Here is a 26564-nt window from a genome sequence, read left to right on the forward strand (position 1 = left end):
CGACCGAAACCAGTTCCTCAACGATCAGAATCGCGAATTACTGCAGGAAAAAGCTGTCCTCCAGGGTCAGTTGAAACAACTACAAACAAGCCTGGCTAAATAGCCCGCTATTGTCTCGGCCTGATCATCCCTGAGAGTTGCGAGTGATGCCAATCGCGCAAGGAGTAGTTAGATGTCTACCGTGATCTTTGGCAGGCTGCGAGCTGCGGCAAAACGCATTCAGCATGATGCGCTGACGGTTATTTTGTGGCGCGAGACCCGAATACCCCCCATAGTCGTTCGGCTGCTCGCAATCGCAGCGTACGCCATGAGTCCAATTGATCTCATTCCGGACTTCATGCCGATCCTGGGCTATCTTGACGACATTATCTTGGTCCCGCTGGGCATCGTCCTTGTCATCAAGCTGACGCCATCGAATGTGATAGAAGCAAGTCGCTCGAAAGCAGCTAAAGTGGCAATCAAGCCGATCAGCCACGTTGCGGCCGCAGTCGTTATTGGCACATGGCTTTTATGTGCCACGGCTTTTGGCTACTGGGTGTGGGAATACAGCAGGTAACGCATCGTCTGCACGTGATGAAATAGTTAATTTAAGGCTTGTAAAACAGATGGTTAATGCGCTTTTTGGAGGATTTCGTCAGAATCGTTGCCGACCCTCAGCTACAGCAGCAGTTGGTCGAGCTCAAGCGTCAGGCGGACGACGACAAACGTAAAGCGGTCATGGAAGCACTGCGTCGTTTCCGCTACCACGTGTACACCCGCTACAACTGGGACCAGGGCAAGGGCTTTGCCGCTCAGGGGCTGGTGTCGGACGTGTATGACGATGGTCGGTTTACCTACATCCGCCTGCATCAACCCAACCGAGGTCTGATGTCGGTTGAAACCGAGGTGGGCGAGAAGACCGCCATCGTGCCCACTAAATACGACGATACCTATGGTATGTACGTGGTGTCGGGCATTTATCCGAGCTTCACGCTGCGAGTGGATGATGCCCGGATCAATATCGCGCGTGCAGACAGCACCACCCATGGCGAATTCTAGGAGGCGTCATGGCTGAAGAAGCGGCACCACGCATTGAGGAAAAACCGGCCATTTACAAAAAAAAGCTGCAGGTCTGGCTGATGGTTGCCTTTGGCTCGGTGATGGCCCTGTTACTGATCCTGACGCTGATCAACATCTTCTCAAAGCTCAATGGCAGCAAGCCTCGCCCTCCGGAGATCGCCAGAGAACAGCGCAGCGCGCCGACCATCGATCGCCAGGATCAGTTCGATCAGCTGGTCAGCAATCGTCGACCGCGGGTGACGCCGATGGAGGCGATCGAAGTTGAGGGGATGACTGCGGCGACAGCGCCCTCAGCGAACGGAAAAGGCACGAAGAGCGAGGAGGCTCCTGCGGCTCCGCAGCTTTCGCAGGAAGAAAAGGCGCTGGCTCAATGGCAAGCTCGCGAGCGGCTTCGCGCTTTGAATAGCGCCCAAGCCGGCTGGGAGCTAGAGGGTTCGTCAGGGTCTAAAAAAGAGCAACCTGCAGAAGGCCGTCCCACGGTCGCTGCCGCCAGCTCAAGCCGTCCAGCGCGCCCCGGCCCGAACGATATGATGAGTCAGCTCGATGCGTTGAATCGCCCGCTTTCAGAAACTGGCAGTCTGGAAGAGCGACGCGCCGAAGTGCGCAAGCGAATCGAAGAAGCCCAGCGGTTGCGCGGAACGTTGGCCACCCAGGGGGCCAGTGGCCTTCCCAATGCGGCAGGACGCACTGCCGCAACACCTGAGCAGCAAGAGCTCAAAACCATCAAGACCAGCTTTCATCAGGCCCCTGAGAACGTCGCAGGTTACAGCAAGGAAAACCGCTACAACGCTGACATCGCTGGCAAGATCAAGATGCCCCCTGGCACAGAAATTCCGACCACGCTGATGCGAAAGGCCATCTCCGATTATACCGGTGGTTCGCTGAAAGCCATCGTTAGTCACGATGTGTACGACGTCAGTCGCGAGTTCGTACTGATTCCAAAAGGAACCGAGGTCAATATCGGCATCGTCCGGACCCGAAACGTCAACGAGGCCATTTCCAGCCGGGTCGCGTTTATCGTCAAGGACGCCGTTCTACCGGATACTCGCGTTATCGACTTCTCTACCGCCTCGGCAGTCGATCGTGAAGGGGTGGGGGCTATTGAGGATCAGGTTGACCACCACTTCATGGCCCAATTTTTTGGGGTGGCGGCCTATGCCTTGGTCAGTAACGAGTCCAGCTACGCCGGCACCGGCCTGGAGCAGGGCAGCTATACCGGCGATGTCAGCGCCGGGCTTCGCAGTGAGCTGTCTCCGCTTGCTCAGAAATATCTCAACATCGTCCCGACCAGCACCATCCGTCCTGGCCAGAGCTTTCGCGTCATCGTGGAAGAAGAAATGTACATCGAACCCTGGAGTCACCTGTATGCGCAGTACATGGAATAGTGTGTTCTTCATCCTGTCTTGCGCCGCCTCGGGCGCCTGGGCTAGCGAACCCACTCGAATTGAGATCGATCCGCTGTCGCTATATGCGCGGACGGTATACCCGGAGAGCGTCACAACGATTGGCGGGGCTGCCCGCTATTTGCTTGAGCCCACCGGCTACACGCTAGCGATCGAGCATCCCGCGCCGGCGGATGCCCGGACCATCGGTAACCGCGCGATTCCGCCGATCGCCAAATTGCACCGGACCATGCCCATTATCGATGCGCTTCAGATTCTCATTGGCACTGAAAAATGGATCGTAGTCGACCGGCATAACAAACTCATTTCGTTCTCGGAAAAGAGGTCATGACCATGCACGCTACGCTGATTCTGCTGGCCTTAACCCTCGCCTTGAGCGGCTGTCAGTCCACCAAAGTCGTGGGTACCGGTGACTTCTTTACGCTGAGCAGCCGTAACGTGGTGTACCGCGATCTAACCCGTCCGGTGGGTGTGGACAACGAACCGGAAACCGCTCGCTATGCCGTTCTGCCTGCGCATTAACGCGGCGCTGCTGGCTCTGGCCTTTAGTGGTCCGGGCTGGTCAGTTGCGGTCACTGAAGCGCCGGATACCGAGTCGCTGTATGAGCACCTGTATCCGGATGCGTCGCTGACACCGGAGCGGACCCCTGCATCGAGCTCAAGCGGCCGTGACACCGCTCGCTGGCCAGGCTTTGCCGCAGAGCGCCGACGTACGCGTTGGTCGGACGAGCAGATCGAGGCGATGCGCCGCGCATTCAAGCCACCATCGGCGCGGCGAGACGCTGAGCCAGACGACTCGCATCTTTCCCTGGCGTCTCCAACCGTGCCGGGCCCGCCCGAGGCGGTGCCCTATGCCAGCTTGGTGGAGAAATATGCATCCCGGTACGGACTGGATCCGCTATTGATCCACCAGGTCATCCTGGCCGAGTCGCAGTATGATCCGTGGGCGATCAGTCCGAAGGGCGCGAAAGGGCTGATGCAGCTCATGGATGAGGTGTCCGAGACGTTCAACATCGACCCGTTTGATCCTGAATCGAACATTCAGGTGGGTACCCGTTACCTTGCACAGATGCTGGCTCGCTTTGAGTCGGTGGAGCTGGCACTGGCCGCCTATAACGCCGGGCCTGGAGCAGTAGAGAAATACCAGGGCATTCCCCCGTTTGCGGAGACGCAAAATTATATCAGCCGAATCCAGGGCGGTTTGGTGCAAAGGGAGGCAGGGTATCCATGAAACGTATGGCCCTGGTATCGCTGATCAGCCTTTGCTCAGCTGCGGCTGCAGACGAGTTCGATTTCGACTGGAACAACAAGAATGATATGCGCGGAGCCTGGCTGATGTGCGCAACCACAGGTTTCACCCAGGGCGAATGCCCCAAGGTGTTTGAACGTTGCTGGCAACCCCCAATGATCTACCGCAAACGCCATAAGATTCGCACCTACTGCACTGGCACGCCGCAGTTCAGCATGAATGAGGCGGACTCGGAGCGCGTACGGCAGGAAGCATTCAGACGGGCTCAAGACGAGGCAGGCGATCGGTAAACGAGCAGGCGAGGGCGGCATGCGTTTAGCATTTTTGAAACAACTATTTGAAGGTGGTCTTTTGGCGCAAGCAGAAATTAATACGGCGCCAGAGGACGGGCGCTGGCAGTTACGGGTGATCAAGCAGGGCGGAGAAGCTCTGGAGGTCACGTTGGCGGCTAAGATGGGCCAAGTGAAGAGCTATAACCGGCTCAATGCCGCCATGATGGATGCGTATCGTATTGGCTTTCGGGCAGTTACGGTGCGGCTGCCGCACGATTACCAGCGTAGCGACGGGCCGCGGGAAGGACCGGTGAGATAAACCGGTTTGGCAAAACGCTGAACATAAATTTGCTTTTTCATGTTCACATATATAGCCTGCAAAACGGTTCATTCTCAAATACGAGGGCGACATGTCCGTGGATCTTTCAGCAATGCGCAAGTTATTCGAGTTCGGAGCTCTGAAGGCGGCTATCGTCGCCCCGGCTCCGATGGAGGACGGTGCATGGATGATCATGGTGGAGCGTGCAGACGGTCAGCGCGATCCCATGACTATTGCCAGGTCCAGTCGCATCAAGGGCTACAAGTCTCTTGAAGCCGCTGCGGCTGACGCCCGTCGTGTTGGATTTGGAGAAGTGAGGGTGCAGTTAGCGTAAACGTATATGCCAGAAACTAGAAAGCCCGGCTGGTAACCGGGCTTTCTAGAAAATATAAACAGGCTTCTGATCTTGGCGGACGGGGCCTGTTCCAACACACAGTGAGTCGATTATGGCTGGCATTGCGGGTTTGTGCAACCCCAAGAAAGTCACCCAATCGTCTCGCTATTATCATGGCGCGACAGGATGGTGGCGGTTTCAATAACAAGAGCATATGTTCCGCGGGCGAATCAGGGCGGAAACTATTGCGGACACAACCCGGACTCCCCTCGGCTGGAGCTGGTTGCCCCGACGACGCTTAAAACGCGTCCGAAGATTCTGTCCCTGCTCCAAAAGCGGATTCAGCAGTACTACGGCTCACCGACGCGCCTACCGTCACTGCGCTCAGCTAACCGCAGCAAGCAAGGCCGACAGCAACGTAGCGAGCGCCGTGAAGCCTGCCTTCTACTTCTAACTGCCATTCTCGAATTCACCGATCTGTCTTCTCTACGCTGCGGCGTGCCGACCGCGGATGGTTTCGTATCGCTCACTTTGAATTACCTGGTGCAGTTCACCGGCCTGCATCCGAGGCGTGCCGAGCGCGCCCTGGCCGATCTCAAGCGGGCTAATCTGTTAACTGTTGCCCAGCCTCGGCAGTTGCTAGAGGACGGCAGTTGGCGAGGCCTCGCCGCGGTCAAGGCAGTTAATAAACTGCTGTTCACCGCGTTTGGTTTGGGTCGCCGGCTGCAGCACGAGCGAGATCGAGCGACCAAGCGCCTGGTCAGGAAGACCCGAACGCGGGGAACCCTCACCACCTGGGCGCGTAATGCCCTGGTATTGAATACCCTATTCACTCAGCCAGGCCGGAGCTATACCCGGCAGCAACGGGCCCATCCACAGATGGGAGAAGACCTGGCACGAAGGCGACTTGATATGCTCCTCGCGCTAAGACAGGAGTATCCCAGCTGGAGCGCCGAGCAAATCAACCAGGAAGTCGACCGACTCGTCACCAGCCAGGTGCAAGCCTAAGCTAGCTGCGTCTTCTTTTCTGGTTTTGTCCTTTTCTGCTGGCATCCGAAGCGGTTTCCTCGGCTATTAACCCATCAATCCGCTATTACCCTACCCAATAGCAGGCTGTGCCCAGCTTCAGACCATGAGAGAAAGGAACAGTATTAGTTAAGTGTCGGTAACCAAGAAAATAAGTGTCGGTCATTAATCAGTAGGTAAAACCATCAGAAGGGCTTTGCTGCTATGCAGCAGAAATGCCTCGCGCCGATTTCGCGCCTACGGCGCTGCGCGAGAACACACGAGTCAGCCAAACCAGTCAGCACAAAACAACCAACGCTGGCAGCCTTCCGGTCGATGCACGCCGAATAACTCATCTTTCCTCCTAAACGTTCTGCAACGGCGTTTCTCTCCCTCACGCTGCTCCCTTCGGGAACCCCTGTTAGTTAGGGAGGGGGTCGGTCCAACTCCCTGCAACCTGAACAGGATCACAAACAGGCTCACCGCGTTGCTTCTGATGTGAAGCATGCCCATAACGCTTGGGTACTGGCTGAGATAATGTATGGACCACGAGGGAAGAAATATGCACGGAATGCACTACGTGATGGTGTTAGCACCACTAATGCTGAGTTTGGCAGCAGCGCTGTATTATTTAGCGGTCAAACCTGATTAGCAGCGACTTTATAGTCGTGACCAGCCAAGCTGGGCTGTATGGTTGGGTGTCGCCGCGGCAAATTACCAGTACCTGCTTCTATTTGGCCCGAATTTCATTCGGGCGCTTAGATGGTCTGGCTGCTGGCGGTTGCAGCCCTTTTCGTATCTGTATACCTAAAAGCTCGTTTAGATCTCAACAAGTATGCAGTGTTCGCGGGTGTGATCGTCTTCAGGACTAGCTCTGGTTCAGCTTGAACATCCGCTCGTCATACCTAAAATTTTGTATATCTAGGACTTCGATACTCCCCACGGCTGGGTGAGCCGGGTTAATTACCACATTTCTCTCGAGCGGGAGCACTACTGATGGGACGATCAATCCCATTTGCTTACCATCTCGGAGCCATTGCGATCCAAAGTCTACGCTTGGCTTGTCGGAAGGCAGCGAGTCCCAACCTTCTGGAAGATCACCTGGTCTCGGTTCGAGGTATAATTCCGGATCGTCCGGCAGACTGAAGCGAGTTATCGTCATGGGAATCTGTGGGCGCCCCGCCTGGTGCACGAAGGTCTCCAGGCAGCAGATCGCTGCGCTCAGTCCCATGTACACTGCCGGCAACTCGGTCTCATTCCAGCGGCCGCCTTCCAACGCAGCTCCAATCCCAGATAAATCCTTAGCACGCCTGGCTTTGCTGATACGCCAAGCAATCAAGCCGCATTTCCCCATTCGATCGCATGCAGAACCCGGCGAACCTGCCTAGCGCCTAGATCCGTGTCGCAGAGAGCGAAAGGAGGCTCACCCCCCAGCGCATCGTTGGGGATCGCTAACCATTTGGCTGCAATTTTGTCGTCCTCAAACACATCACGCGCTAATAATGCCACCTGCAACAGTCGATCGACACGCTCTGAAGCCACCGGATCCAGCGGTTTCCCATCTTTAAACCGGCGTTCTGCAGTGGAGGGCGATAGATTCAGCATGGTGCCTATGGTGCTGCGGTTGACGGCGAGCGCCGTACCGACCAATGCGATCATCATTGCGGGAAGACCCGCTCGGATGATCTGGATCCGTTCAGCATCTTTCAAAGCTGAAATTTGCTCGGCTACGGTCCAAAAGCTGGCGTCAGATTGAGCCTCGGATTGACCTTTGAGTAGCTCGGGTAAATCTATCATGATCATTAACGTTAATCCTCAAATGAGGTTTTGCGGTACTTCAAATGATAGTCCTAATCTTGCAGCTAAACCATCTCCGTTTATCTAGACATGGACTGACGGTTTTGTACGCATTGGGACTCTGCGATCGACGCACCGAGTGGTACGCAGGTGTGGTTAACATCTGTTACCAATGCTCATTTTTCTGGGTACTCATAGAGACGTGCTCGTTCTTAACTTAATGAAGTCTTTGAATGGACTTAAGTCTCTGGCCATACATGAGATCGAAGGCATGAAGCCAGCTCAGCTGAGCGGGTATGCAAAAATGATCGGAGACGTACCTACGAACCTGGAACATGCTCAGTCATTGGTTCGTGAAGGCCAGAAATTTTTTGAGCCTAGCAATCTCAAACTGTTGGAGCACCTTGGAGTGGATCCAAGATCTTTATCTATTATGATCAAAGACTTGGAAATTACCTGATGACCTGAGTAGAGACAGGCCTATGGCTTCGTATAATGAGGCACGTCGTTATGTTAACTCGCGACTGAAAGGAGATTGCAGGGTCGGAAAATGGTTTTCGTCCCGGCCCTGCTATTTAGCATAACGTCGGATTATGCGATGCCTTTTCGCTTAATTAGTTGCTGTTTAGTGTTCAATTAGTTGTTATGATGGTCCCATCTTAACAGGAGTACAAGACATGGGCCGCATGACAAAAACCAGCAAGCAGAACCTGACCGTTGCCGACACCTGCGGTTTTTCAGCCGCTGCTCCCGGCGTGCTGGTTTGGGTTAGTCGTAATGGAAACCGTGCTTTTCTTCATGACTCTGAATCGCCGCTCGTATACCCGACAGAAGCTCTTGCTCGTCGGGCTATTCGTCGCGTTCGCCCTGACCTTCAACCATCTACTATCTAATCACAACAAAGCCTCTGACGGCCTTACAGCCACTCAGGGGCTTTTCGCGTTCTTATCCCTATCCAACACCGACTGTGAGCGGAGCGACCAACGATCCCAGCCCTGGCATCACCAACCCTTCACCGCCAGCAACCTATTAACGAAGCGCCTATGGCTTCGCATACATACATTATGTTAAATATTCTTATTCTAATAGTTTATCAAGCAGGTCAGATCATTCCTTATTTAAATAGGTGGACGTGTTAAACGATTCAACCGGTCCGACGAATCCGAAGCTAACTAGCCTTTGAAACACGCTGGGAAAGAATATCGATGATAGGGCATTCCGGCACGCTCTCTCCGCTACACTGACTTGCCATCGCCGCCAATGCTTGCTCTATGCGGCGAAGGTCGTCGATTTTGCGCTGAATATCATCAATATGACAGAGCGCGAGCTCCTGGACTTGAGCGCATGTGTAGTGCCCTCTCTCGACTAGCGACAATAGACTCTGCACTTCATCTAGCGTGAAACCTAGCCCACGGGCGCGACGAATGAAGTTGAGTCGAGTGACATGGCTTTCTTCATAGAGCCGATATCCGTTCTCGCTTCGTGGTGGGCTCGGCAAAAGGTTGATCCGCTCATAGTAACGAATGGTTTCGATATTACAGCTGGTCCGCTTGGCCAGTTCTCCTCGACGCAATGACATCGCTTAGCTCCCCCTCTTGACCCTGTAGTAAGTACAGGGACTAGTGTAACTGTTTCCTGAGCGAGAGATTCAAAATGGAAACCCACAAAGGCAAGACGGCTTATTTAGGCGAGCAAGCCAGAACAAATCGGATTTGGCACAAAGGCCTACTGGCAAGTGGCGGCCTGATTAGTGCGGTTCTCGCCTCCTCCTGTTGCATCCTACCGCTGGTGCTGCTTTCGCTGGGCATCGGCGGAGCCTGGATGAGCAATCTCACGGCGCTTGAGCCCTACCAGCCCTACTTCCTCCTCGCCGCTCTGGTGATGCTCGGTGCCAGTTTCTACAACGCTTACCGTAAACCCAACAGTGCCTGCGGCACGGATGGCTACTGCCGCACCCCCTTGGCAGAGCGGGTAATCAAGGTCGCGCTTTGGACCGCGACGGCACTCGTCGTGTTGGCGCTCGCTTGGCCGTATGCCGCCCCGCTCTTCCTGGGCTAAATCCATCTTGACTTGAGAGCCTGTTATGAAGATTTATACTTTGATCTGCATCTGTCTTTTGACCGTAGCGAGCATGGGCAAGGCTTTCGCCGCGCAGCAGACCGTGACCCTTGCCGTTGACAATATGACCTGTTCCACCTGCCCCTACACCGTTAAAAAGGCACTTAGCCAAGTGCCTGGCGTGGAGAAGGCCACGGCTTCTTTCGAGGATAAAACCGCTACGGTGACCTTCGATGACACCAAGGCCAGTGTTGCAGATTTGACTACCGCGACGAGGAATGCAGGGCACCCGTCGCGCCGGGTCTCTGAGAAGTTCGAGGAACTAGCCCAGTAAAAAGCCGTGGCGTTCTCCCCGCTGAAATCGTGGGTACGGTGATTGTTGCGTTGTGCTGTTTCACGCCCGTGCTGTGGTATTACTCGCGGTAGTAGGGCTATCGGCCTGGCTGGGATATCTCGACCCGGTGCTATTGCCAGCGTTAGCGACTTTTGTCGGGATTGTTTTCTACGCCTTGCACCGCCGTGGCGCGAGCCACAGCGATAAAAACCCCTGAGGTAAGACTATGCGAACGATTATCCATATTACTGGCATGACCTGCGAAAGCTGTGCCCGCGGAATTGAAACCGCACTCAAGACGCTGCCCGGTGTCGAGGCCGAGGTCTCCTATGAGAACGGGCGCGCGACAGTGACCCGCACGAGCGACGTAGGTACGGATCGCCTACTGGAGACTATCCGAGCCAAAGGCTTTAGCGCCGATCTTGAACAGGCTATAGAACGGGATGGCGGCGCGCAGGGCGTAGAGGAAGGTCTGCACATCGCGGTTATCGGCAGCGGTGGTGCCGCGATGGCAGCGGCGTTGAAAAGCGTCGAGCGGGGGGCGCGTGTCACCCTGGTTGAGCAGGGCACCATCGGTGGCACCTGCGTCAACATCGGCTGCGTGCCTTCAAAGATCATGATCCGCGCCGCGCACATTGCCCATCTGCGCCGGCAAAGCCCATTTGACTTGGGCATAACGGCGGCCGAACCGACGATCAACCGTCACGATCTGCTAGCCCAGCAACAGGGGCGCGTGGAGGAACTACGCCTCGGCAAATACGAAAGCATTCTGGACGGCAACCCAGCCATCACTGTCATTCACGGTAGGGCCCGTTTCCGTGATGCACACACCCTGGTCGTCAGCCAGGACGACGGCAGCGAGCGCGAAGTCGCCTTCGACCGCGCCTTTATCGGTACCGGGGCGCATCCCGCCACTGCGCCTGTGACTGGATTGGCAGACACGCCCTACTGGACTTCTACCGACGCGCTGGCCAGCGATACCATTCCCGAGCGCCTGGTGGTGATCGGGGCGTCCGTGGTCGCCGTGGAACTGGCCCAGGCTTTCGCCCGGCTGGGTAGCAAGGTGACGATATTGGCGCGCAGCCAGCTACTCTCCCGTGACGACCCGGCCATCGGTGAAGCCCTTGAAGCCGCCTTCCGAGCCGAGGGGATCGAGGTGCTACGCGGTGTCCAGGCCAGCCACGTCGCCCATAGCGGTGGTGAGTTCGTGCTCACCACGAACACGGGAGAGATCAAAGCCGACAAGCTGTTGGTGGCGATTGGCCGCACGCCTAATACTGAAACGCTTAATCTTGACACCATTGGCGTGGCAACGAACGGCGGAGCGGTTGTGGTCGACGACCGGCTCCAGACCAGCGTGCCCGGCATCTATGCGTCCGGTGATTGCACCGACCAGCCGCAGTTCGTCTATGTAGCCGCCGCTGGCGGAAGCCGGGCCGCAATCAATATGACCGGGGGTGAGGCGCGGCTGGACCTGAGCACCATGCCAGCGGTGGTTTTCACCGAGCCACAAATCGCCACCGCTGGGCTATCCGAGGCTGAAGCCCAGGCCCAGGGTTTCGCAACGGACAGCCGCACCCTGACTCTCGACAATGTACCTCGGGCGTTGGTCAACTTTGACACCAGCGGGTTCATCAAGCTCGTTGTCGAGCGTGACAGCGGGCGCTTACTTGGGGTTCAGGCTGTGACAGGTGAAGCTGGCGAGCTCATCCAGACAGCTGTTATGGCTCTGCGGGCGCGCATGACGGCACAGGACATCGCCGACGAGCTGTTTCCATACTTGACCATGGTCGAGGGACTCAAGCTCTGCGCACAGACTTTCACCAAAGATGTCTCGCAGCTTTCCTGCTGCGCCGGGTAGATGTTTAAGAGGGAGCGATCACGCTAGTCGCGAGGATGTACAACCAATCACACGGGTCTTACGGGCGCAGTGTTGAAGCTGTATGAAGTACAGGCCTATGCTGACTTTTCAACATAACGCGTCCGAGCGACCGCCTGGCGAATCTTATTTCGGCAGCGAGCGAGTACGCGGCTGATCATCGAGGCGAGATTTCGCTAACGTCAACCAATACCGCGGCCCACGTTTACAGGTCCCCGGTTCAGCTAAGGAGACAACAGCATGGCGAAACATTACGACCTTATTGCCATTGGTACTGGCACCGCCGCCAAGATGGTTACTATGCGCGCACTAGCCGCGAACTGGCGTATCGCGATTGTGGATTCCCGACCTTATGGCGGAACCTGCGCCCTGCGTGGTTGTGACCCGAAAAAAATGATGATTCAAGGTGCCAAGGCCCTGGATCATGTTCACCGGATGCAGGGAAAGGGCGTGGCAGGCGAGGTCAGTATCGACTGGGCTGATCTGGTCCGCTTCAAACGGGGGTTTACCGACCCCATACCACAGAAAAACGAGCACAGCTTCCAAAACAAAGGAATCGAAACTTATCATGGGCAAGCTCGCTTCACCGGCCCCAATAGCGTCGAAGTTGACGGACATATCCTGGAAGCGCGGCATGTGTTGATTGCCTCCGGAGCCGAGCCAGTCGAGCTGGGGATCCCCGGCGAGGAACACCTAATAGACAATGAAGGGTTTCTGGCACTGGAAAAACTACCCTCGCGAATTGTCCTGGTCGGCGGGGGATATATTGCCGCCGAGTTTTCCCATCTTGCCGCGCGCTCTGGCGCGCATGTGACCATTCTCCAGCGCGGTGGACGGATGCTGAAGCACTTCGACCCGGACCTGGTGGATTGGCTGATGGAGGCTTTCCGCAGTCAGGGCATCGACGTAAGGACCCAAACCAACGTGGAAGCCATTGAGAAAACGGCATTCGGTTACAACGTGCATGTATCCTCGAACGGCAAAACGGGTACCGTTGAAGCGGATCTGGTTGTTCATGCCTCTGGGAGAGTACCCGCACTCAAGGATCTTAATCTGGAAGCGGCCGGCGTAGAGACTGAGAAAGGCCGGCTATTACTGAACGAGCACCTGCAGAGTATATCGAATACGGCAGTCTATGCGGCCGGTGATGCCGCCCAGGTGGGGCCTCCCCTCACGCCCGTATCGAGTCACGACGCCAAGGTGGTAGCCGCCCATCTGATCGATGGCAAGTGTGCCAAACCGGACTACGCCGGTGTGCCGAGTGTCGCTTTTACGATCCCGCCCATTGCGTCGGCCGGGCTCAACGAAGCACAGGCTAGTGAACAGGGGCTACGGTTTCGCGTCTCAAGCCAGCGCGCTCCGGATTGGTTTACCGCGCGTCAAGCCGCCGAACCGGTCTATGGCTTCAAGATCCTGATAGAGGAAGAAACCGAGCGCGTGTTGGGAGCTCACCTCGTTGGGCCCAACGTTGATGAGGTTATCAACCTGTTCGCATTGGCTATTCGTCACGGGCTGACCACTATGGATCTCAAAACAACAATGTTTGCCTACCCAACGGGGGCTTCCGACATAGGATCGATGCTGTAACGGTAAGGTGCGAGTAATACGACAGAGTCGCAGAGCCAAAACTGGCGTCGTGAGCGATATTATTTGCGAGCAGGATAACGATAGGAGGCTGTGTAGCCTGCCGATGCATGAGGGTCACTCTGATAGGCTCCCGTCGCTCGGGGTTAGTCTCAATAAGGCGGCATTCAGCGTCGGCCGGGTGACTTCAAAGTGTTGGCAGATCTCGGCTTTAGTGATGACGGGGTCGGCCAACATCGCAGCCGCCTTTCGAGCGTCACCCAATGTCATCTTGAATTTACGGCCCCCCTTTCTTCCTCGAGCACGGGCGGCGGCCAACCCTGCTTTGGTTCGTTCTTGGATGAGCGAGCGTTCGAACTCGGCCAGCCCACCGAAGATGTGGAAAATAAGTTTTCCGCCGGCGCTAGTGGTGTCGATGCTTTCAGTAAGCGATTTGAACCCTACCTGCTGTGCTTCAAGCTCTGAAACGATGGTCACCAGGTCCTTTAAGCTCCGGCCCAGGCGATCCAGTCGCCAGACCGTCAGCGTGTCACCCGGGCGCAAAATGTGAAGGCATTTTTCAAGCTCTGGTCGTTCTCGGGATGCCCCGCTCCCCTTCTCTTCGTAAATCCGCTCACATCCGGCAGCCATCAGCGCGTCCAGCTGCAGCGACGTGTCTTGCTGAATTGTTGATACGCGCGCATATCCAATATTCACGATGCTTACCTAAAGAAAACGTACGTTTGGTTTCAATAGAATATTATATGCGTTTCTTTCGGTTTAAACGCAGCGCATCGCCAATTTTTTGGTCAAGGCAAATGATGTAAAGAAAACGGTGGTTTGATTTACAAAAATTTCTGCGCGCCTGTGGCTCAGCATATTGAAAGCCAAGTTCTGCATGTTAATTAGGGCTGAACGCCGATTCGAAGTCATGGTTGCTGCCGCTCGGCCATGCGTAACCTAACCTCCTCCGCCTCCTTTTTGGTGTGAATCCAGTCAACAAAAAACGACCTCGCCCAGGCGGTGCGTCTGTTACTGAAGTTCCATCCCACGTCTTTACATTACAAAATTGTAATAATCTTGCATTGCTGGAAAGTTCCAAGAGGAATACGATTAAAACGTTAGATTTAAAAAAGTCTCCCTAATAAGACGAAAATCAAATGAATAAAAAAATCAGCCTTTCATTAATTGCTTCATCCATACTCATCGCCGCTCACTCCGGGGCCATCTCAGCACAAGAGCAAGCTGCTTCTGGCTTCCTAGACGGAAGCACCCTGTCGGTACTGAACCGGAACTTCTATTTTAATCGAGACGACCGCAATGGTCAGTTCAGCCCGAAAGGAACGGGATATTCGGAAGCGTGGGCGCACGGCGTAATAGCTAACTTCGAGTCCGGATTTACCGCAGGAACCGTTGGCTTTGGCCTGGATGCTTTTGCAATGCTGGGCTTGAAGCTTGATACTGGCGATGGACGAAACGGTGCAGGCAGCACCTTTGACGTTCTTCCCACCGACAGCCAGGGCGAAGCTGTGGATGAGTACACAAAGTTCGGCGCGGCGGCAAAATTAAGCGCTTTTGACACAGTCGTTAAAGTCGGCGATGTGTTTCCGACGACCCCTGTAGTCCATTATGGCGATTCCCGGCTACTTCCTGAAAGCTTCCGAGGCGTTACGCTTGTCAATACCCATATTGACGGGCTGACTGTGCAAAGCGGTCGGCTAAGCGGCATGAGCCAACCAACCAGCAGCAGCATGGATGATGAGTTTGCGACATTTTACGCAGGTCCGGTTGATTCTCCCTGGGTCGCATATTTTGGGGGGGATTACACTCTAAACCCTGCGCTAGGGTTCAGCTTGTATACGAGTCGCCTTAAGGACGCGTGGGATCAAAGTTATTTTGGTGCTTCTAGTGAACTGCCCTTGTCTGAACAACTTTCGCTATTTGGCGGCGTAAATTATTACTCCGCCACCGACGAAGGAAAGAAACTACTCGGTGAATTTAACAACCAGATTTGGAGTGCTAGTGTAGGCATCGCGACCGAAACACACGGCGTCACATTGTCCCACCAGCGCAACCACGGAGACGATGATTTCGATTATCTTCGCCAGGCTGATTCAGTTTATCTGGATCACTCGTTACAATATAGCGACTTTAATTCGCCAAAAGAGCGGTCATGGATGATTCGTTATGATCTCGATATGACTGAGTACGGCGTGCCGGGACTGTCATTTATGACGCGCTACGCCACAGGAAGTGATGCAGATTACTCGGACGCTAACGCTGTGTATATGCGTGCAGATGCCAATGGAAACCCGCTAACTGATCAAAAGCGTTGGGAGAGAAATGTCGAGGCTCAATATATAGTGCAGACCGGAAGGCTTCAGGGTTTGTCTTTCAGGCTCCGCCAGGCTACGACACGAGCGACTGCTTTCGAGTCTGATCTTGATGAAGTCCGGGTTATCATCGCCTACCCGCTTGATATTATCTGATTGCGATTCAACATGGGCGCCTACACGGCGCCCTTTTTCAATGCCCAAATGTTTTCGCGTCGCCACATTCTCTCGATTGGGATTCGACATCCAAGGTCGTATGGCCGATGGAAAATTCGCTATTTAGTAGTTTTTTGACCTCGTCTTTAATCTTTTCACTTCGGTTCATTAGTTTATCTTCAATCACGAGATGGGCCTCAAGCGATGTCCGATGCTCATCTATAGGCCATATGTGTAGGTGATGAATGCCACAAACCCCTGGAATGGTTAATGATCTTGATATGATTTCTTGAGGGTCTATATCTTTTGGTGTGGCAGACATGAGTATGCGAATGGCGCCACCTATCTCTGAAAACGCTTGCCACAATATATACCCAGCTATCATTAGTGTTATCAGGGGATCTATAAATACCCAGTCATACAAAATTATCAAGGTCCCTGCAATGATGACAGCAATGGACCCCAATGCATCTGACACATTGTGTAAAAACGCCGCCCGAATGTTCATGCTGGACTTTGATAACGAATAGGTCAGCATGGCCGTTATCGTGTCAACCACTAAAGCGACAGCTGCGATAATCACCACCGTCCACCCTTGAACGGGCTGAGGTTCTATGAAGCGAAACACTGCTTCGTAAACCAGGTAAAGACCTATCACTATCAGAGTGGTGTAGTTTATTAGCGCGGCTATCAGCTCGGCTCGGACGTAACCAAATGTCCATTCTTCATTGGCTGGACGCCGAGCTATTCTCCTGGCGACGTAAGCGATGGCCATCGAGATGGCGTCGCTTAGGTTGTGGATTGCATCGGCAACCAGCGAGAGGCTCCCTGACAATATTCCCCCCGCTATCTGCACCACGGTCAGGACAAGATTGACGGCTACGGCCCACCAAACGCGTTTATCACCAGCCTGTTCATTGTGTAGGTGTTGATGTCCCACGTTGCCTCCTGTCGCTAGTGAAAACCTCAGTTCGTATCGGGTGCTGCGCATTTGTGGGTGCGCCCGCCCTGCTGTCTTGTCGTGGCGATCCCGAGGTTATGTTGTAGCCTCTTCAACTGCTTTGTGCTTTCGATCGTTTCGGTGGAGCATTGAGTACAAGATCGGCAGAACGAACAACGTCAGCAGTGTCGATGAAATGATCCCGCCGATCACGACCGTCGCTAGCGGTCTCTGGACCTCGGCACCGGTTCCCGTGTTGAGTGCCATTGGTACGAAACCTAGACTTGCTACCAACGCGGTCATCAAGACCGGTCGCAGACGAACCAGGGCACCCTCCACAACCGCCGTGACGAGATCCCCCTGTTCCCGCCACAGGTCGCGAATGAAGGCCACCATCACCAGACCGTTGAGGACCGCGACGCCGGATAGCGCGATAAAGCCCACGCCGGCCGAGATCGACAGTGGCATGTCCCGTAGCCACAGGGACAAGACCCCGCCAGTAAGGGCGAGCGGCACGCCGGTGAAGATAATTAGGGCGTCTTTTATCGAACCGAATGCCATGATCAGTAAACCAATGATAATCGCCAGCGTGATCGGTACCACAAGGGCGAGACGCGCGCTGGCCGATTGCAGTTGCTCAAAGGTGCCGCCGTAATCCAGCCAATAGCCATCCGGCAAATCCACCTCCTGTGCGATGCGCGCCTGTGCTTCCTCTACAAATCCGCCCAGGTCGCGGTCCCGTACGTTGGCGGTTACCACCACCCGCCGCTTGCCATTTTCACGGCTGATCTGGTTGGGCGCTGGTGCCAGCTCCAACTCGGCCACTTCCGACAGCGGCACATAGCTTCCGTCCGGCAAGGGAATGGGCAAAAAGGCCAAGCTGTCGATGTCACGCCTGACCGCTTCCGGCAGGCGTACCACCAACTCAAAGCGGCGGTCACCCTCGTAGATCAATCCGGCGTTTTCACCACCGATACCGGTTGCCACCAGTGCTTGCAAGTCTTCGACATTCAGGCCGTAGCGCGACAGCACCATGCGTTTGGGATGGACCGACAGCATGGGCAGCCCCGTGACCTGTTCGACCTGGATATCCGCCGCGCCCTCAACGGTTTCGAGCACTTCCTGAACTTCTAGTGCCGAGGCCAGCAATTGATCCATGTCATCGCCAAACACCTTAATCCCGAGATCGGCCCGTACTCCGGAGATCAACTCGTTGAAGCGCATCTCAATGGGTTGCGTGAACTCGTATTTGTTGCCAGGCAGTTGGGTCACGGCTTCCTCCATTTCCGCTACCAGATCGTCCTTGGTTTTGTCGGGATTCGGCCATTGGTCGCGCGATTTGAGGATGACAAAGTTGTCCGCCACGCTCGGGGGCATGGGATCGGTGGCCACTTCCGGCGTGCCGATTTTGGCGAACACCTTGTCCACCTCGGGGAAGGCCGTCAGTCGCTGTTCCAGCTGCGACTGCATCTCGATGGATTGCTCCAACCCGGTGCCCGGGATGCGCAGAGCGTGCAACGCGATATCTCCTTCATCCAGTTGTGGAATGAATTCCGAACCCAGGGTGGTGGCAAGCCAAATACAAACCAGAAGGAGTGCCGTTGCCGCCCCCAACACCAGCCAGCGAAGCTTCATGGCGACCAGCAAGGCAGGCTTGTACAGCGATTTGGCGCCGCTGATCACAGGGCTTTCTTTTTCGCTGATCTTGCCCCCCATAAATACCGCCACGGCGGCCGGTACCACGGTCAGCGACAGCACCATGGCAGCCAGCAGCGCCATCACCACGGTCGCCGCCATGGGGTGGAACATCTTACCCTCGACGCCGGTAAGGGCAAAAATTGGCAGATACACCACGGTAATGATCGCGACACCGAACAGGCTCGGACGGATGACTTCGTTGGTGGCTTCGAACACCAGCTGGAGCCGTTCTCGCAACGGCAGCTTGCCATTGTGCTGGGCATGGGACAGGCGCCGGATGCAGTTCTCTACGATAATCACTGCGCCATCGACGATCAAGCCGAAGTCCAATGCCCCCAGGCTCATCAAGTTGGCCGACACGCCCGTTTGCACCATGCCGGTGATGGTAGCGAGCATGGACAAGGGGATCACCGCTGCGGTAATCAAGGCGGCGCGCAGATTGCCCAGTAACAGAAACAGCACTACGATCACCAGCAGCGCCCCTTCGAGCAGGTTCTTTTCCACCGTGGCAATGGCCTTGTCCACCAGGGTTGTGCGATCGTACACCGCCTCTACTTTGACCCCGTCGGGCAGCGAGGGCTGAATGGTCTCCAGCTTTTCGGCCACTGCCTGTGCGACGGTGCGGGAGTTTTCCCCCACCAGCATCATGGCCGTGCCCATCACCGTTTCCTTGCCGTCGCGGGTGGCGGCCCCGGTGCGCAATTCCTTGCCAATGCCCACCTCGGCTACATCACTGACTTTTACCGGCGCACCATGGCGGTTGGCAATGACCACCTGCTCAATTTCGACGATGGAGGCCAGTTGTCCCGGCGAGCGCACCAACAGTTGCTGTCCGTTGCGTTCGATATAGCCCGCGCCGCGATTAACGTTATTGGCTCGTAGCGCCTCCACCAGTTCATCCATGGTGATGCCAAATTGCAGCAACTGCTGTGGCGAGGGCGTGACGTGGTACTGCTTGTCGTAGCCGCCGATGGTGTTGATCTCGATCACCCCAGGCACCTGCGCCAGTTGGGGTTTAATGATCCAGTCCTGAATTTCTCGCAGTGCCGTGGCGTCCAGGGGGCTACCATCCGCCTGGGTTACGCCGGGCAGCGCCTCCACGGTGTACATCAAGATCTCGCCAAGGCCGGTGGCGATGGGGCCCATTTCTGGTTCCAGGCCTGGCGGCAGGGCATTCTTGATGGAGCCAAGGCGCTCATTGATCAGGTTACGGGCAAAGTAAAGGTCAGTGCCCTCCTCGAATACCACAGTCACCTGGGACAAGCCATAGCGGGATATTGAACGGGTATAGGACAGATCGGGCAATCCGTACAAGGCCGTTTCCACCGGGAAGGTGATGCGCTGCTCCGCCTCCAAGGGCGAATACCCCGGCGCTTCGGTATTGATCTGCACCTGGACGTTGGTGATGTCCGGCACCGCATCGATGGGCAGGCGCTGAAAGCTCCACAGGCCCACACCGATCAGCACCAGAATAAGGGATAAGGTTAAAAACCGCCGCTCTACCGAGAAGCGTAAGATGGCATTGATCATCATAGCCTCGAGGGTTAGTGGTCGTGGGATGCGCCGGATTTTTCAATATCGGCCTTGATTAGATAACTGTTATCCACCACATAGCGATCGCCCGCCTGCAGCCCGTCAAGCACCTCGGTCAGGGTGCCGTCGCTGTGGCCCAGCTCTAGCGGACGGATCTCGTAGGTATCGTCCACCTGGACAAACACCACGGTCCAGTCGCGGAATGACTGCAGTGCGCGGTTGTTCACTGCCAGCGGCACCTCCAGGCTTTCTACCACGATATCTCCTGCTATCAGCAGGCCGGGGCTCAGCGCGCCCTCCGGGTTCTCCACTTTTACGCGGGCCAGGGTATAGGGGGCATTGTCTGGGGAAGGCAGCAGGTAGTTGACGGTAGCTTGCTGATCGACTCCCTCGGCCTTCACGTAGACTTTCTGGTCGACCGCCACCTCAGAGCGCTGGCCCGGAAATACCTGAAGCTCCGCCCACAAGGTCGTTAAATCGGCGATGGCAAACAGAGGCTGCTCGCCGGCGATTTCGCCAACACTGATCTCCCGCTCGATCACCACGCCGTCAATAGGTGAGCGCAAGTCATAGGTTTTGAGGCTTTCGTTGGATTCCACTTGTGCCAGCCGATCGCCTTTGGCAACACGGTCACCCAGACGAACGTTGACCTTGGTGATGACGCCGGGAAAGCGGGCGCGCACCCGCGCGATCTGCTCCGGCGCGGTGGTCAGTCGCCCATAAGCTGTCAGCGTTCGCTCGATCGAGCCCGGACCGGCCTCGGCTGTTCGGATTCCAGCTTGTTCAGCAATGTCGGCTTCAATGCGGGTACGACCTTCGTGGGACTCCCACTGCCACTGGTATTGTTTACCGTTCAGGGCAAGCGTTACTTCCACATCAAAGGAATGGGGCTCAGTCACCACGCCATTGCCCAGCCAGTAGTCTCCCTGGAAGGCAAAGTCAAAGGCATCCTCTTGCCCGCCCAGGCGGGTAAGTTGGACATTGAGGTCAACATCATCAGTAACGGGTGTTCCGTCCTTTGTCACCCAAGCGCGGTATTCCGGGGGGACTCCCTGCTCGAAAATCTGCAATTCCACGGTGGCGCCATCTTGCTGTAGCAACAGGCCGCCATGGGGGCCTTTGGTTTCGGGCGCTTCGTGCTGCGCCTCTTTGTGATCATCTTGGTCATCGTGCTGGTCTTCCGCAGCATGTAGAGGGCTGATGGCCAGACAAGTAGCCACTAGTATCCAGTAGAGTGGTTTTATCAATTGCATGGTTCAATAATCCTGTATTTGTTGATTAGCGCCTGGGCACGGCCCGAAAGTAGTCGGCGCTCTCAACGCAGCTATAGCGGCCCGCGCTCCTAGGCTCGCCGGGTAAGGTCGAGTGTTTTGGTCAAATAAGGCAGCTTCTCAATGAAGTAGATGTTTCGTTTTGAAGCTTGCAATGGTCCTGCAATGAACCATAAAACTTATAAAAAACGGGTTAATGGCCTGTTGCTCGTCATAAACGTAGTCCTATCAAAGTTTTTGTATAAGTTGATCATTGGGCTTCTAGCGGCTGACCTGTAAGTTGTTCGATCAGTGCCTGGTTCAACAATATCGATGACGCCGTCTCGATGAGCGAGTGGCGGGCAGAAAGGAGGTCAGCCTGAGCGGCGTTCCATTCCAGATAACTGTACCGACCCCTTTCATAGCCTTCTCGTGTTAAACGTAGGGCCTCAGTTAAATCAGGAATTATCTGTTTATTCATGGCCCGAAATGCTTCCAGATACTGTTGTCGTGTTTGATAAGCTTCAAATAGCCGCGCGCGCAGTCTGAGCAATGCATTGTCTTTTCGATACAGCACTTCTTCCTGCGCGGCTAAAGCCGACCGTAGTTGCCCACGGTTTCGCTTACCTGAAAAGAGTGGAATCGATGCACTGGCGACCACGGCAAAATCATTTGTTGCCTCCGGACGACGGGCGCCGATTGCCCAGCGAATATCGCTATCCGCCAGGCTTTCTGCCAGTTGGACCTCGGCCTCTCGTACGCGTTGTTCGTTGGCGAACACCTCGATATTTGGGTTGTTGGCTATGCGTTCGAATAAATTATCGAAGCTAGCGGTGGCTTCGAATCGAAACAAGTCACCGTGGAGGCGCGAATAATTTGCCGACATCTCTCCCCAGTTTGCTGCTAGGTTCGCTTTTTGAACCTGGTAATTCGTGGTGAGATTTGCCAGCTCAATCCGAGCTTCCGCAAGCGCAGCTTTCGCTCTAAGAACGTCCGCTTCAGGCGCTGCGCCTTGCTGTGCGCGGCGCTTGACGGTCTCGTAGGCGGTCTCGGCTATGTCAACTGCTTCTGCTGCGACGCGAATCTTTTCCTGAATAGCCAACGTGGAAATAAACGTCTGAGTGACTCTACCGAGCAGATCCAATATGTCGGCCCGACGTTCAGCCTCAACCAAATCATACTCGGCGTCGACTATGCCGATGCGGGCTTGGCGCTTCCCTCCCATCTCCAGAATGGATGATAGCGAGAGAGTGTATTCGGCAGTGTCGACCCCTTGGTCTCCGCTCCCTGCAATCCCTTCCGTTTCCAGGCCCAACTCGTAAGCGGGTAGCTGACTGGCGGTCATACGTCGTCCATCCAATGCTCTGATGCGAAGGTCGAAGATCGGCAGATCCGGATTTCGGGCTATGGCGTGCGATATCGCTTCGCCCAATGACAATTGATCGTCAGTCTGCGCATGCGCCGATGAGGTCACTAGCCACACAAGTACGACAGCGGAACACAATAACCAACTCTGTTTCGGTCTCTTTTGTTGGGCATCACCTGGTTCACCAAACATACTTACTCTCCAAACTAGGTTGTCTCAATTAGGGCTGATTGTTTTGTTCCGTACTGGAGCTTCGGAACCACAATTGAAATGTCGTAGGGCCCGCCGGATCCGTTTGTACAGTGACGCTGCCTTGATGGATCTGCATGGTCGAACGGACGATCGAAAGACCAAGTCCAGTCCCTCCTTCGTCACGTGAGCGCCCGCTATCCACGCGATAAAATCGTTTGAATATCGCTTCGGTGTGCTCTTCGGGTATACCGGGGCCATCGTTTGTCACAGACAACACGATAGATTGACCTTGCCTCTCGATGAGTATCGGAATGTTGCTGTGGTGAGACGCGTGTCTGATGGCGTTGGACAGTAGGTTCGATATGGCTCGCTGCACCATTAGCCTGTCGCCCACGATAACGCCGTCTCCCTGGACGGTCAGCATGATGTTCTTGTCTTCTGCCATAATGCTGAACAGGTTTACTACCCGTTTTGCTTCTTGGCTTAGATGTATTCGGTCTGACAAATTTGCAGTCTCTGATTGCAGAGTCTGTGCAAGGTAAAGCATGTCTGAAACGATACGGGATATTCTGCCGAGCTCTTCGACGCAGGATTCGAGGGTCTCTTTGTATTGTAAAGAGGTTCTATCACGTGATAGCGCAACCTGAGCCTTACCCATCAGGTTGGTAATGGGTGAGCGTAATTCGTGAGCCAGGTCATCGGAAAAGTCGGAGAGATGTTGCACTCCGTTTTCAAGCCGGCCTAGCATGACATTGATATTGTCTGCTAGCTCTTTAAGCTCAACGGGTAGTCCGGAAGATGGGACCCGCCTATTTAAATCGTATGTCGTTATGACTGATGCCAGATTGCGAAAATTGTTTAACGGCGCTAACCCGCGCTGCGCAATCCACCAAGCACCAAAACCAATAATCATCAAAAACAGCGGTATTGCCACCATGGTGGAATTTCGGTACGCGTTCAGTAATTCCTCGTCGTCGGAGCGATTACTAATAATAATTAGCTTCAAGCTCTCATCGCTCGAAGCAATGAGAAGCGTGCTTGATATCATCATCGCGTTAATACCGAGATCGCTAAACCGCTTCTCGTGAAAGTTCAAGTTTTCTAGGCAAAGGCTATCGGTTATTACTTGACTAGAAATCGTGCCGATAGTGAAAAGTAGGTCTTGAGGAGGGCCTGCATTACATGCGGCCAGCGTTAAATCCGGATGCCCAGTTATTAGGTCGACTAGAACGTGGGATCTAAGACTTGACGCAGAGGAGGGTTTGGATTCTGTTATGCTGTGTTCGATTTGCCTTAGCTTTTGCTCAAGTTTTGATTCCGCGATGATTTCAAGTTGGCTACGCAGCGTTAACCATGACTGGCTAAATATTAAGAGAATAAGAGCGGATCCCAAGATGCTGACCGATAAACCAATCCTCAGCGACAAACTCAGCGGCTTGATCATCCACGGTCCTCAAGTACATAGCCCACTCCGCGGAGGGTGTAAATCAGTTTTTTTTCGAAGGGCTCGTCGATTTTTGCCCGCAACCGTCTGATGGATACGTCAACAACGTTGGTGTCACAATCAAAATTAATGTCCCAAATCAACGAGATTATTTGAGTTCGGGTCATGACCAGTCCAACGTTCCGCATCAATAGTTGTAGAAGTGAAAACTCCTTGGTTGTCAGATCGATGCGATGTCCCGCTTTGTGCACACGATGTCTCGCGGGGTCAATTTCCAGGTCGGCGACCTTTAAAATTTCAGGTTCGGTAATTTTTTCACTTCTTCGCAAGAGAGACCGTACTCTAGCGACGAGCTCTGGAAACTCAAACGGTTTAACTAAATAATCATCCGCTCCTAAATCAAGCCCTTTCACCTTGTTAGACAGCCGGCCGCTTGCGGTCAGCATCATGATTCGCGCGTCACTGGTTCGACGAATTTCTTTCAGAACGGCCCAGCCGTCTTTCTCTGGCAAATTTACATCAAGTAACACTAAGGCATAGCTTTGCGTTTGGAAGAGATGTATTCCATCTGTTCCGGTCAACGCATAGTCAACTATGTAACCGCATTCGCTGAGACCTTGCTGCAAATATTCGGCAGTCTTGATCTCGTCTTCGATGATTAGAACTCGCATCGTTTGCCTTTTTGTATGGTCACAATCTGAACGACTGTGATGCGCGGGCTGATCAAAAAAAAGGCGCCGGTAGGCGCCCAAAACATCTCTTGTTGAAGGAGTACAAGTACTGCAAGAGATGAAACCGCGCACTAGCTGTTGTCAGGATCTTTCTTTTCGTTTCGTTCTATCCTTTCCAGAAACAGCTCGTCGTTATTCATAATAAGCTTCTTACGCTCTCCAGCTTCGTTATTAGCCGTAGACTCGTCCGCGTTCACACCGAATCCGTGGCGGTCGGCCAGCATTGTTCTCAGTCGCAGGCTGCCATCTTCGGCCATTATTGCCGTGCTGACTCCGGACAAGGCGACAGCCATGCTCAATACAGTCATCATTTTGCGATATGTCATAGCGCCCTCTTCTTTGGCATTGGGGTTGAATCCATGCCGTCATTATCCGGGCTGAGCCTAACAAGAGGGTTAGCCGTACATGACAATTCTGTCATGTACGGCTTTTAGCTACGTTTTTTTGCTGCATCCCATGCTTGGACGGGTAACGTCCTGTAGGAGGTTATTGATGGACGTTTTCTGGTTTTGGATGCGAGGGCGCAGAATCTACCATTTGTATATGAAAAGGATCAGCGAGACAGTATTGCAGCGAACCTCTTCGTAGCGCTCCGCGAGCACCTCGGAGGGCATAAAAGAATTGTGAACGCCCATCAGCCAGGCTCCGCGAGAAATACACCAAACCACTGATTGCTATCGGTCCATACCTGATAGCGGGCAAAGCCCGCTTCCTTGAGCATCTGACCGAAACCATCAATTGTGTACTTGTGGGAGTATTCGGTGAGAACGTGTTCGCCTGCGTTGAACTGTCTACTGATATCGCCAGCGAAGTCCACGGTCTGGTCGCACTCCGCCACCAACTGCATCTCGATGCGCTGGTGGGCTTCATCGAACAATGCGCGATGGCGAAATAGCTCGGTGTTGAAATCACTGTTGAGCTCACGGTTGACCACCTCAAGCACATGCAGGTTGAAGGCTGCCGTAACGCCCTGAGCATCATCATAGGCGGCCTCCAAAATGTCTCGGTTCTTGACCAGGTCGACGCCAATCAGCAGCCTGCCTTCGGCAGGGCAATGGCGACGAATGCTTTGTAGGAAACGCAGCGCATGCGGTCGATCGAAGTTGCCAATGGACGATCCGGGATAGAAGAACACCGGCGCGGCCCCGGGACGCTCGCTAAGCAGGCTACGAATATCCATCGCCTGGGTAAAATCGCTGACGACGCCCACACAGTCAATTGCTGGATAGCGGGCGGCTACCGCAGTGAGAGAGCTCTGCAGGAAGTCCCCGGCGATGTCCACCCCGACCAGCCGGGTCGGAACCATATGTTCGAGCCATTGCGTCGATTTCGCGCAGTCACCGCAGCCCAGGTCGATCCACTGCGATACCTCCGGCAATGCCGCACCGATATCGTCGCGGTACTTGTCGAAAATGGCCGCTTCGGTTCGCGTGGGATAGTACTCGTCCAGCTTGCAGATTTGCGTGAAAAGCTCGCAACCCAGGTCGTCGTAAAAGTACTTCGGGTCGATCTTCGCCTGCGGCGACAACAGGCCGGACAGCAATTGGGTGCGCTCGATAGAATGATTGGATGCGATAGTATTTTCGATGCGTGGCAGGGGAATAGCTATGTTCACGGCGACCTCTTTATACGGGTTTATGAATCAAGCT

The 26564-nt window shown here is 54.7% G+C and carries 28 protein-coding genes and 1 pseudogene; 17 read left to right on the forward strand and 12 right to left on the reverse strand.

Features of this window, described 5'->3' with window-relative positions; all coding sequences use genetic code 11:
• The first annotated feature begins 172 nt into the window (after positions 1 to 172).
• The 10 genes from ENI00_RS04975 to ENI00_RS05020 all read left to right on the forward strand — a co-directional run bounded on the left by ENI00_RS04975 (position 173) and on the right by ENI00_RS05020 (position 5644).
• The gene (locus ENI00_RS04975; RefSeq protein ID WP_023007037.1) at positions 173 to 556 is read left to right on the forward strand and encodes a YkvA family protein; all 384 of its coding nucleotides are present in this window, start codon (positions 173 to 175) and stop codon (positions 554 to 556) included.
• A 56-nt stretch (positions 557 to 612) separates the two neighbouring features.
• Positions 613 to 1038, forward strand: coding sequence for a TrbG/VirB9 family P-type conjugative transfer protein (locus tag ENI00_RS04980; RefSeq protein ID WP_304099752.1), 426 nt, complete (start codon positions 613 to 615; stop codon positions 1036 to 1038).
• 8 nt (positions 1039 to 1046) lie between these two features.
• Entirely contained in the window at positions 1047 to 2444 is a 1398-nt protein-coding gene (locus tag ENI00_RS04985; protein ID WP_304099754.1) for a TrbI/VirB10 family protein, read from the forward strand.
• The gene (locus ENI00_RS04990) at positions 2425 to 2793 is read left to right on the forward strand and encodes a hypothetical protein (protein ID WP_304099756.1); all 369 of its coding nucleotides are present in this window, start codon (positions 2425 to 2427) and stop codon (positions 2791 to 2793) included. Before ENI00_RS04985 ends, ENI00_RS04990 begins: the two co-directional genes overlap by 20 nt.
• Complete coding sequence (locus ENI00_RS04995) at positions 2790 to 2984, forward strand: hypothetical protein (RefSeq protein WP_304099759.1); 195 nt, start codon at positions 2790 to 2792, stop codon at positions 2982 to 2984. The genes ENI00_RS04990 and ENI00_RS04995 overlap by 4 nt, the downstream gene beginning before the upstream one ends.
• Positions 2962 to 3693, forward strand: a complete 732-nt coding sequence (locus ENI00_RS05000; protein ID WP_304099762.1) for a lytic transglycosylase domain-containing protein — start codon at positions 2962 to 2964, stop codon at positions 3691 to 3693. Before ENI00_RS04995 ends, ENI00_RS05000 begins: the two co-directional genes overlap by 23 nt.
• Complete coding sequence (locus ENI00_RS05005; protein WP_304099764.1) at positions 3690 to 4001, forward strand: hypothetical protein; 312 nt, start codon at positions 3690 to 3692, stop codon at positions 3999 to 4001. The genes ENI00_RS05000 and ENI00_RS05005 overlap by 4 nt, the downstream gene beginning before the upstream one ends.
• Before the next feature lie 19 nt (positions 4002 to 4020).
• Positions 4021 to 4302 carry a hypothetical protein gene (locus ENI00_RS05010; protein ID WP_304099767.1) on the forward strand — a complete coding sequence of 94 codons (282 nt, stop codon included), beginning with the start codon at positions 4021 to 4023 and terminating at the stop codon, positions 4300 to 4302.
• Between the two features lie 91 nt (positions 4303 to 4393).
• Positions 4394 to 4636 carry a plasmid replication protein RepB gene (locus ENI00_RS05015; protein ID WP_304099768.1) on the forward strand — a complete coding sequence of 81 codons (243 nt, stop codon included), beginning with the start codon at positions 4394 to 4396 and terminating at the stop codon, positions 4634 to 4636.
• Between the two features lie 186 nt (positions 4637 to 4822).
• Positions 4823 to 5644 carry a hypothetical protein gene (locus ENI00_RS05020; RefSeq protein WP_304099771.1) on the forward strand — a complete coding sequence of 274 codons (822 nt, stop codon included), beginning with the start codon at positions 4823 to 4825 and terminating at the stop codon, positions 5642 to 5644.
• An 865-nt stretch (positions 5645 to 6509) separates the two neighbouring features.
• On the opposite strand, the gene ENI00_RS05025 is transcribed toward ENI00_RS05020, so the two are convergent.
• Positions 6510 to 6995, reverse strand: a complete 486-nt coding sequence (locus ENI00_RS05025; protein WP_304099774.1) for an RES family NAD+ phosphorylase — start codon at positions 6993 to 6995, stop codon at positions 6510 to 6512.
• A complete protein-coding gene (gene parS / locus ENI00_RS05030; protein ID WP_304099777.1) occupies positions 6977 to 7444 on the reverse strand; it encodes a type II toxin-antitoxin system Xre/ParS family antitoxin in 468 nt (155 codons plus the stop codon). The genes ENI00_RS05025 and parS overlap by 19 nt, the downstream gene beginning before the upstream one ends.
• Positions 7445 to 8115: 671 nt before the next feature.
• Here parS and ENI00_RS05035 point away from each other — a divergent pair.
• Positions 8116 to 8331, forward strand: a complete 216-nt coding sequence (locus ENI00_RS05035; protein ID WP_304099780.1) for a hypothetical protein — start codon at positions 8116 to 8118, stop codon at positions 8329 to 8331.
• 275 nt (positions 8332 to 8606) lie between these two features.
• Here the strand turns inward: ENI00_RS05035 and ENI00_RS05040 are convergent, their stop codons facing one another.
• Positions 8607 to 9017: a MerR family transcriptional regulator gene (locus tag ENI00_RS05040; protein WP_304099783.1), complete on the reverse strand. Its 411-nt coding sequence runs from the start codon at positions 9015 to 9017 to the stop codon at positions 8607 to 8609.
• 74 nt (positions 9018 to 9091) lie between these two features.
• Between ENI00_RS05040 and ENI00_RS05045 the strand changes: the two genes are divergently transcribed.
• The 5 genes and pseudogenes from ENI00_RS05045 (at position 9092) to ENI00_RS05065 (ending at position 13296) form a co-directional block, all read left to right on the forward strand.
• On the forward strand, positions 9092 to 9496 hold the full coding sequence (locus ENI00_RS05045; RefSeq protein WP_304099786.1) for a mercuric transporter MerT family protein: 405 nt from the start codon (positions 9092 to 9094) through the stop codon (positions 9494 to 9496).
• A 25-nt stretch (positions 9497 to 9521) separates the two neighbouring features.
• Positions 9522 to 9830: a mercury resistance system periplasmic binding protein MerP gene (merP, locus tag ENI00_RS05050; RefSeq protein WP_304099789.1), complete on the forward strand. Its 309-nt coding sequence runs from the start codon at positions 9522 to 9524 to the stop codon at positions 9828 to 9830.
• Positions 9831 to 9856: 26 nt separating this feature from the next.
• Positions 9857 to 10047: pseudogene (gene merF, locus ENI00_RS18615) on the forward strand (mercury resistance system transport protein MerF).
• A gap of 36 nt (positions 10048 to 10083) precedes the next feature.
• Positions 10084 to 11691 (forward strand): mercury(II) reductase, encoded by a 1608-nt coding sequence (merA, locus tag ENI00_RS05060; protein ID WP_414674212.1) that lies wholly within the window; start codon positions 10084 to 10086, stop codon positions 11689 to 11691.
• 258 nt (positions 11692 to 11949) lie between these two features.
• Positions 11950 to 13296, forward strand: a complete 1347-nt coding sequence (locus ENI00_RS05065; protein WP_304099795.1) for a dihydrolipoyl dehydrogenase family protein — start codon at positions 11950 to 11952, stop codon at positions 13294 to 13296.
• 114 nt (positions 13297 to 13410) lie between these two features.
• Here ENI00_RS05065 and ENI00_RS05070 read toward each other — a convergent pair whose 3' ends face one another.
• Positions 13411 to 13989 (reverse strand): recombinase family protein, encoded by a 579-nt coding sequence (locus ENI00_RS05070; protein WP_304099798.1) that lies wholly within the window; start codon positions 13987 to 13989, stop codon positions 13411 to 13413.
• A 443-nt stretch (positions 13990 to 14432) separates the two neighbouring features.
• On the opposite strand from ENI00_RS05070, the gene ENI00_RS05075 reads away from it, so the two are divergent.
• Positions 14433 to 15761: an OprD family porin gene (locus ENI00_RS05075; protein ID WP_304099800.1), complete on the forward strand. Its 1329-nt coding sequence runs from the start codon at positions 14433 to 14435 to the stop codon at positions 15759 to 15761.
• A 37-nt stretch (positions 15762 to 15798) separates the two neighbouring features.
• On the opposite strand, the gene ENI00_RS05080 is transcribed toward ENI00_RS05075, so the two are convergent.
• The 8 genes from ENI00_RS05080 to egtD form a co-directional block, all read right to left on the reverse strand.
• Entirely contained in the window at positions 15799 to 16701 is a 903-nt protein-coding gene (locus ENI00_RS05080; protein WP_304099802.1) for a cation diffusion facilitator family transporter, read from the reverse strand.
• A gap of 96 nt (positions 16702 to 16797) precedes the next feature.
• On the reverse strand, positions 16798 to 19929 hold the full coding sequence (locus ENI00_RS05085) for an efflux RND transporter permease subunit (RefSeq protein ID WP_304099863.1): 3132 nt from the start codon (positions 19927 to 19929) through the stop codon (positions 16798 to 16800).
• Between the two features lie 14 nt (positions 19930 to 19943).
• Complete coding sequence (locus ENI00_RS05090; RefSeq protein ID WP_304099805.1) at positions 19944 to 21185, reverse strand: efflux RND transporter periplasmic adaptor subunit; 1242 nt, start codon at positions 21183 to 21185, stop codon at positions 19944 to 19946.
• Positions 21186 to 21453: 268 nt separating this feature from the next.
• Positions 21454 to 22740, reverse strand: a complete 1287-nt coding sequence (locus ENI00_RS05095) for a TolC family protein (protein WP_304099808.1) — start codon at positions 22738 to 22740, stop codon at positions 21454 to 21456.
• Positions 22741 to 22768: 28 nt separating this feature from the next.
• The gene (locus ENI00_RS05100; RefSeq protein WP_304099810.1) at positions 22769 to 24184 is read right to left on the reverse strand and encodes a heavy metal sensor histidine kinase; all 1416 of its coding nucleotides are present in this window, start codon (positions 24182 to 24184) and stop codon (positions 22769 to 22771) included.
• A complete protein-coding gene (locus ENI00_RS05105) occupies positions 24181 to 24855 on the reverse strand; it encodes a heavy metal response regulator transcription factor (RefSeq protein ID WP_304099866.1) in 675 nt (224 codons plus the stop codon). Before ENI00_RS05105 ends, ENI00_RS05100 begins: the two co-directional genes overlap by 4 nt.
• 131 nt (positions 24856 to 24986) lie before the next feature.
• Positions 24987 to 25241: a hypothetical protein gene (locus tag ENI00_RS05110; RefSeq protein WP_304099813.1), complete on the reverse strand. Its 255-nt coding sequence runs from the start codon at positions 25239 to 25241 to the stop codon at positions 24987 to 24989.
• Positions 25242 to 25549: 308 nt separating this feature from the next.
• Entirely contained in the window at positions 25550 to 26530 is a 981-nt protein-coding gene (egtD, locus tag ENI00_RS05115) for an L-histidine N(alpha)-methyltransferase (protein WP_304099815.1), read from the reverse strand.
• Positions 26531 to 26564 lie beyond the last annotated feature (34 nt).

The organism is Marinobacter antarcticus (assembly GCF_011049865.1).
Classification (GTDB): Bacteria; Pseudomonadota; Gammaproteobacteria; order Pseudomonadales; family Oleiphilaceae; genus Marinobacter; species Marinobacter antarcticus_A.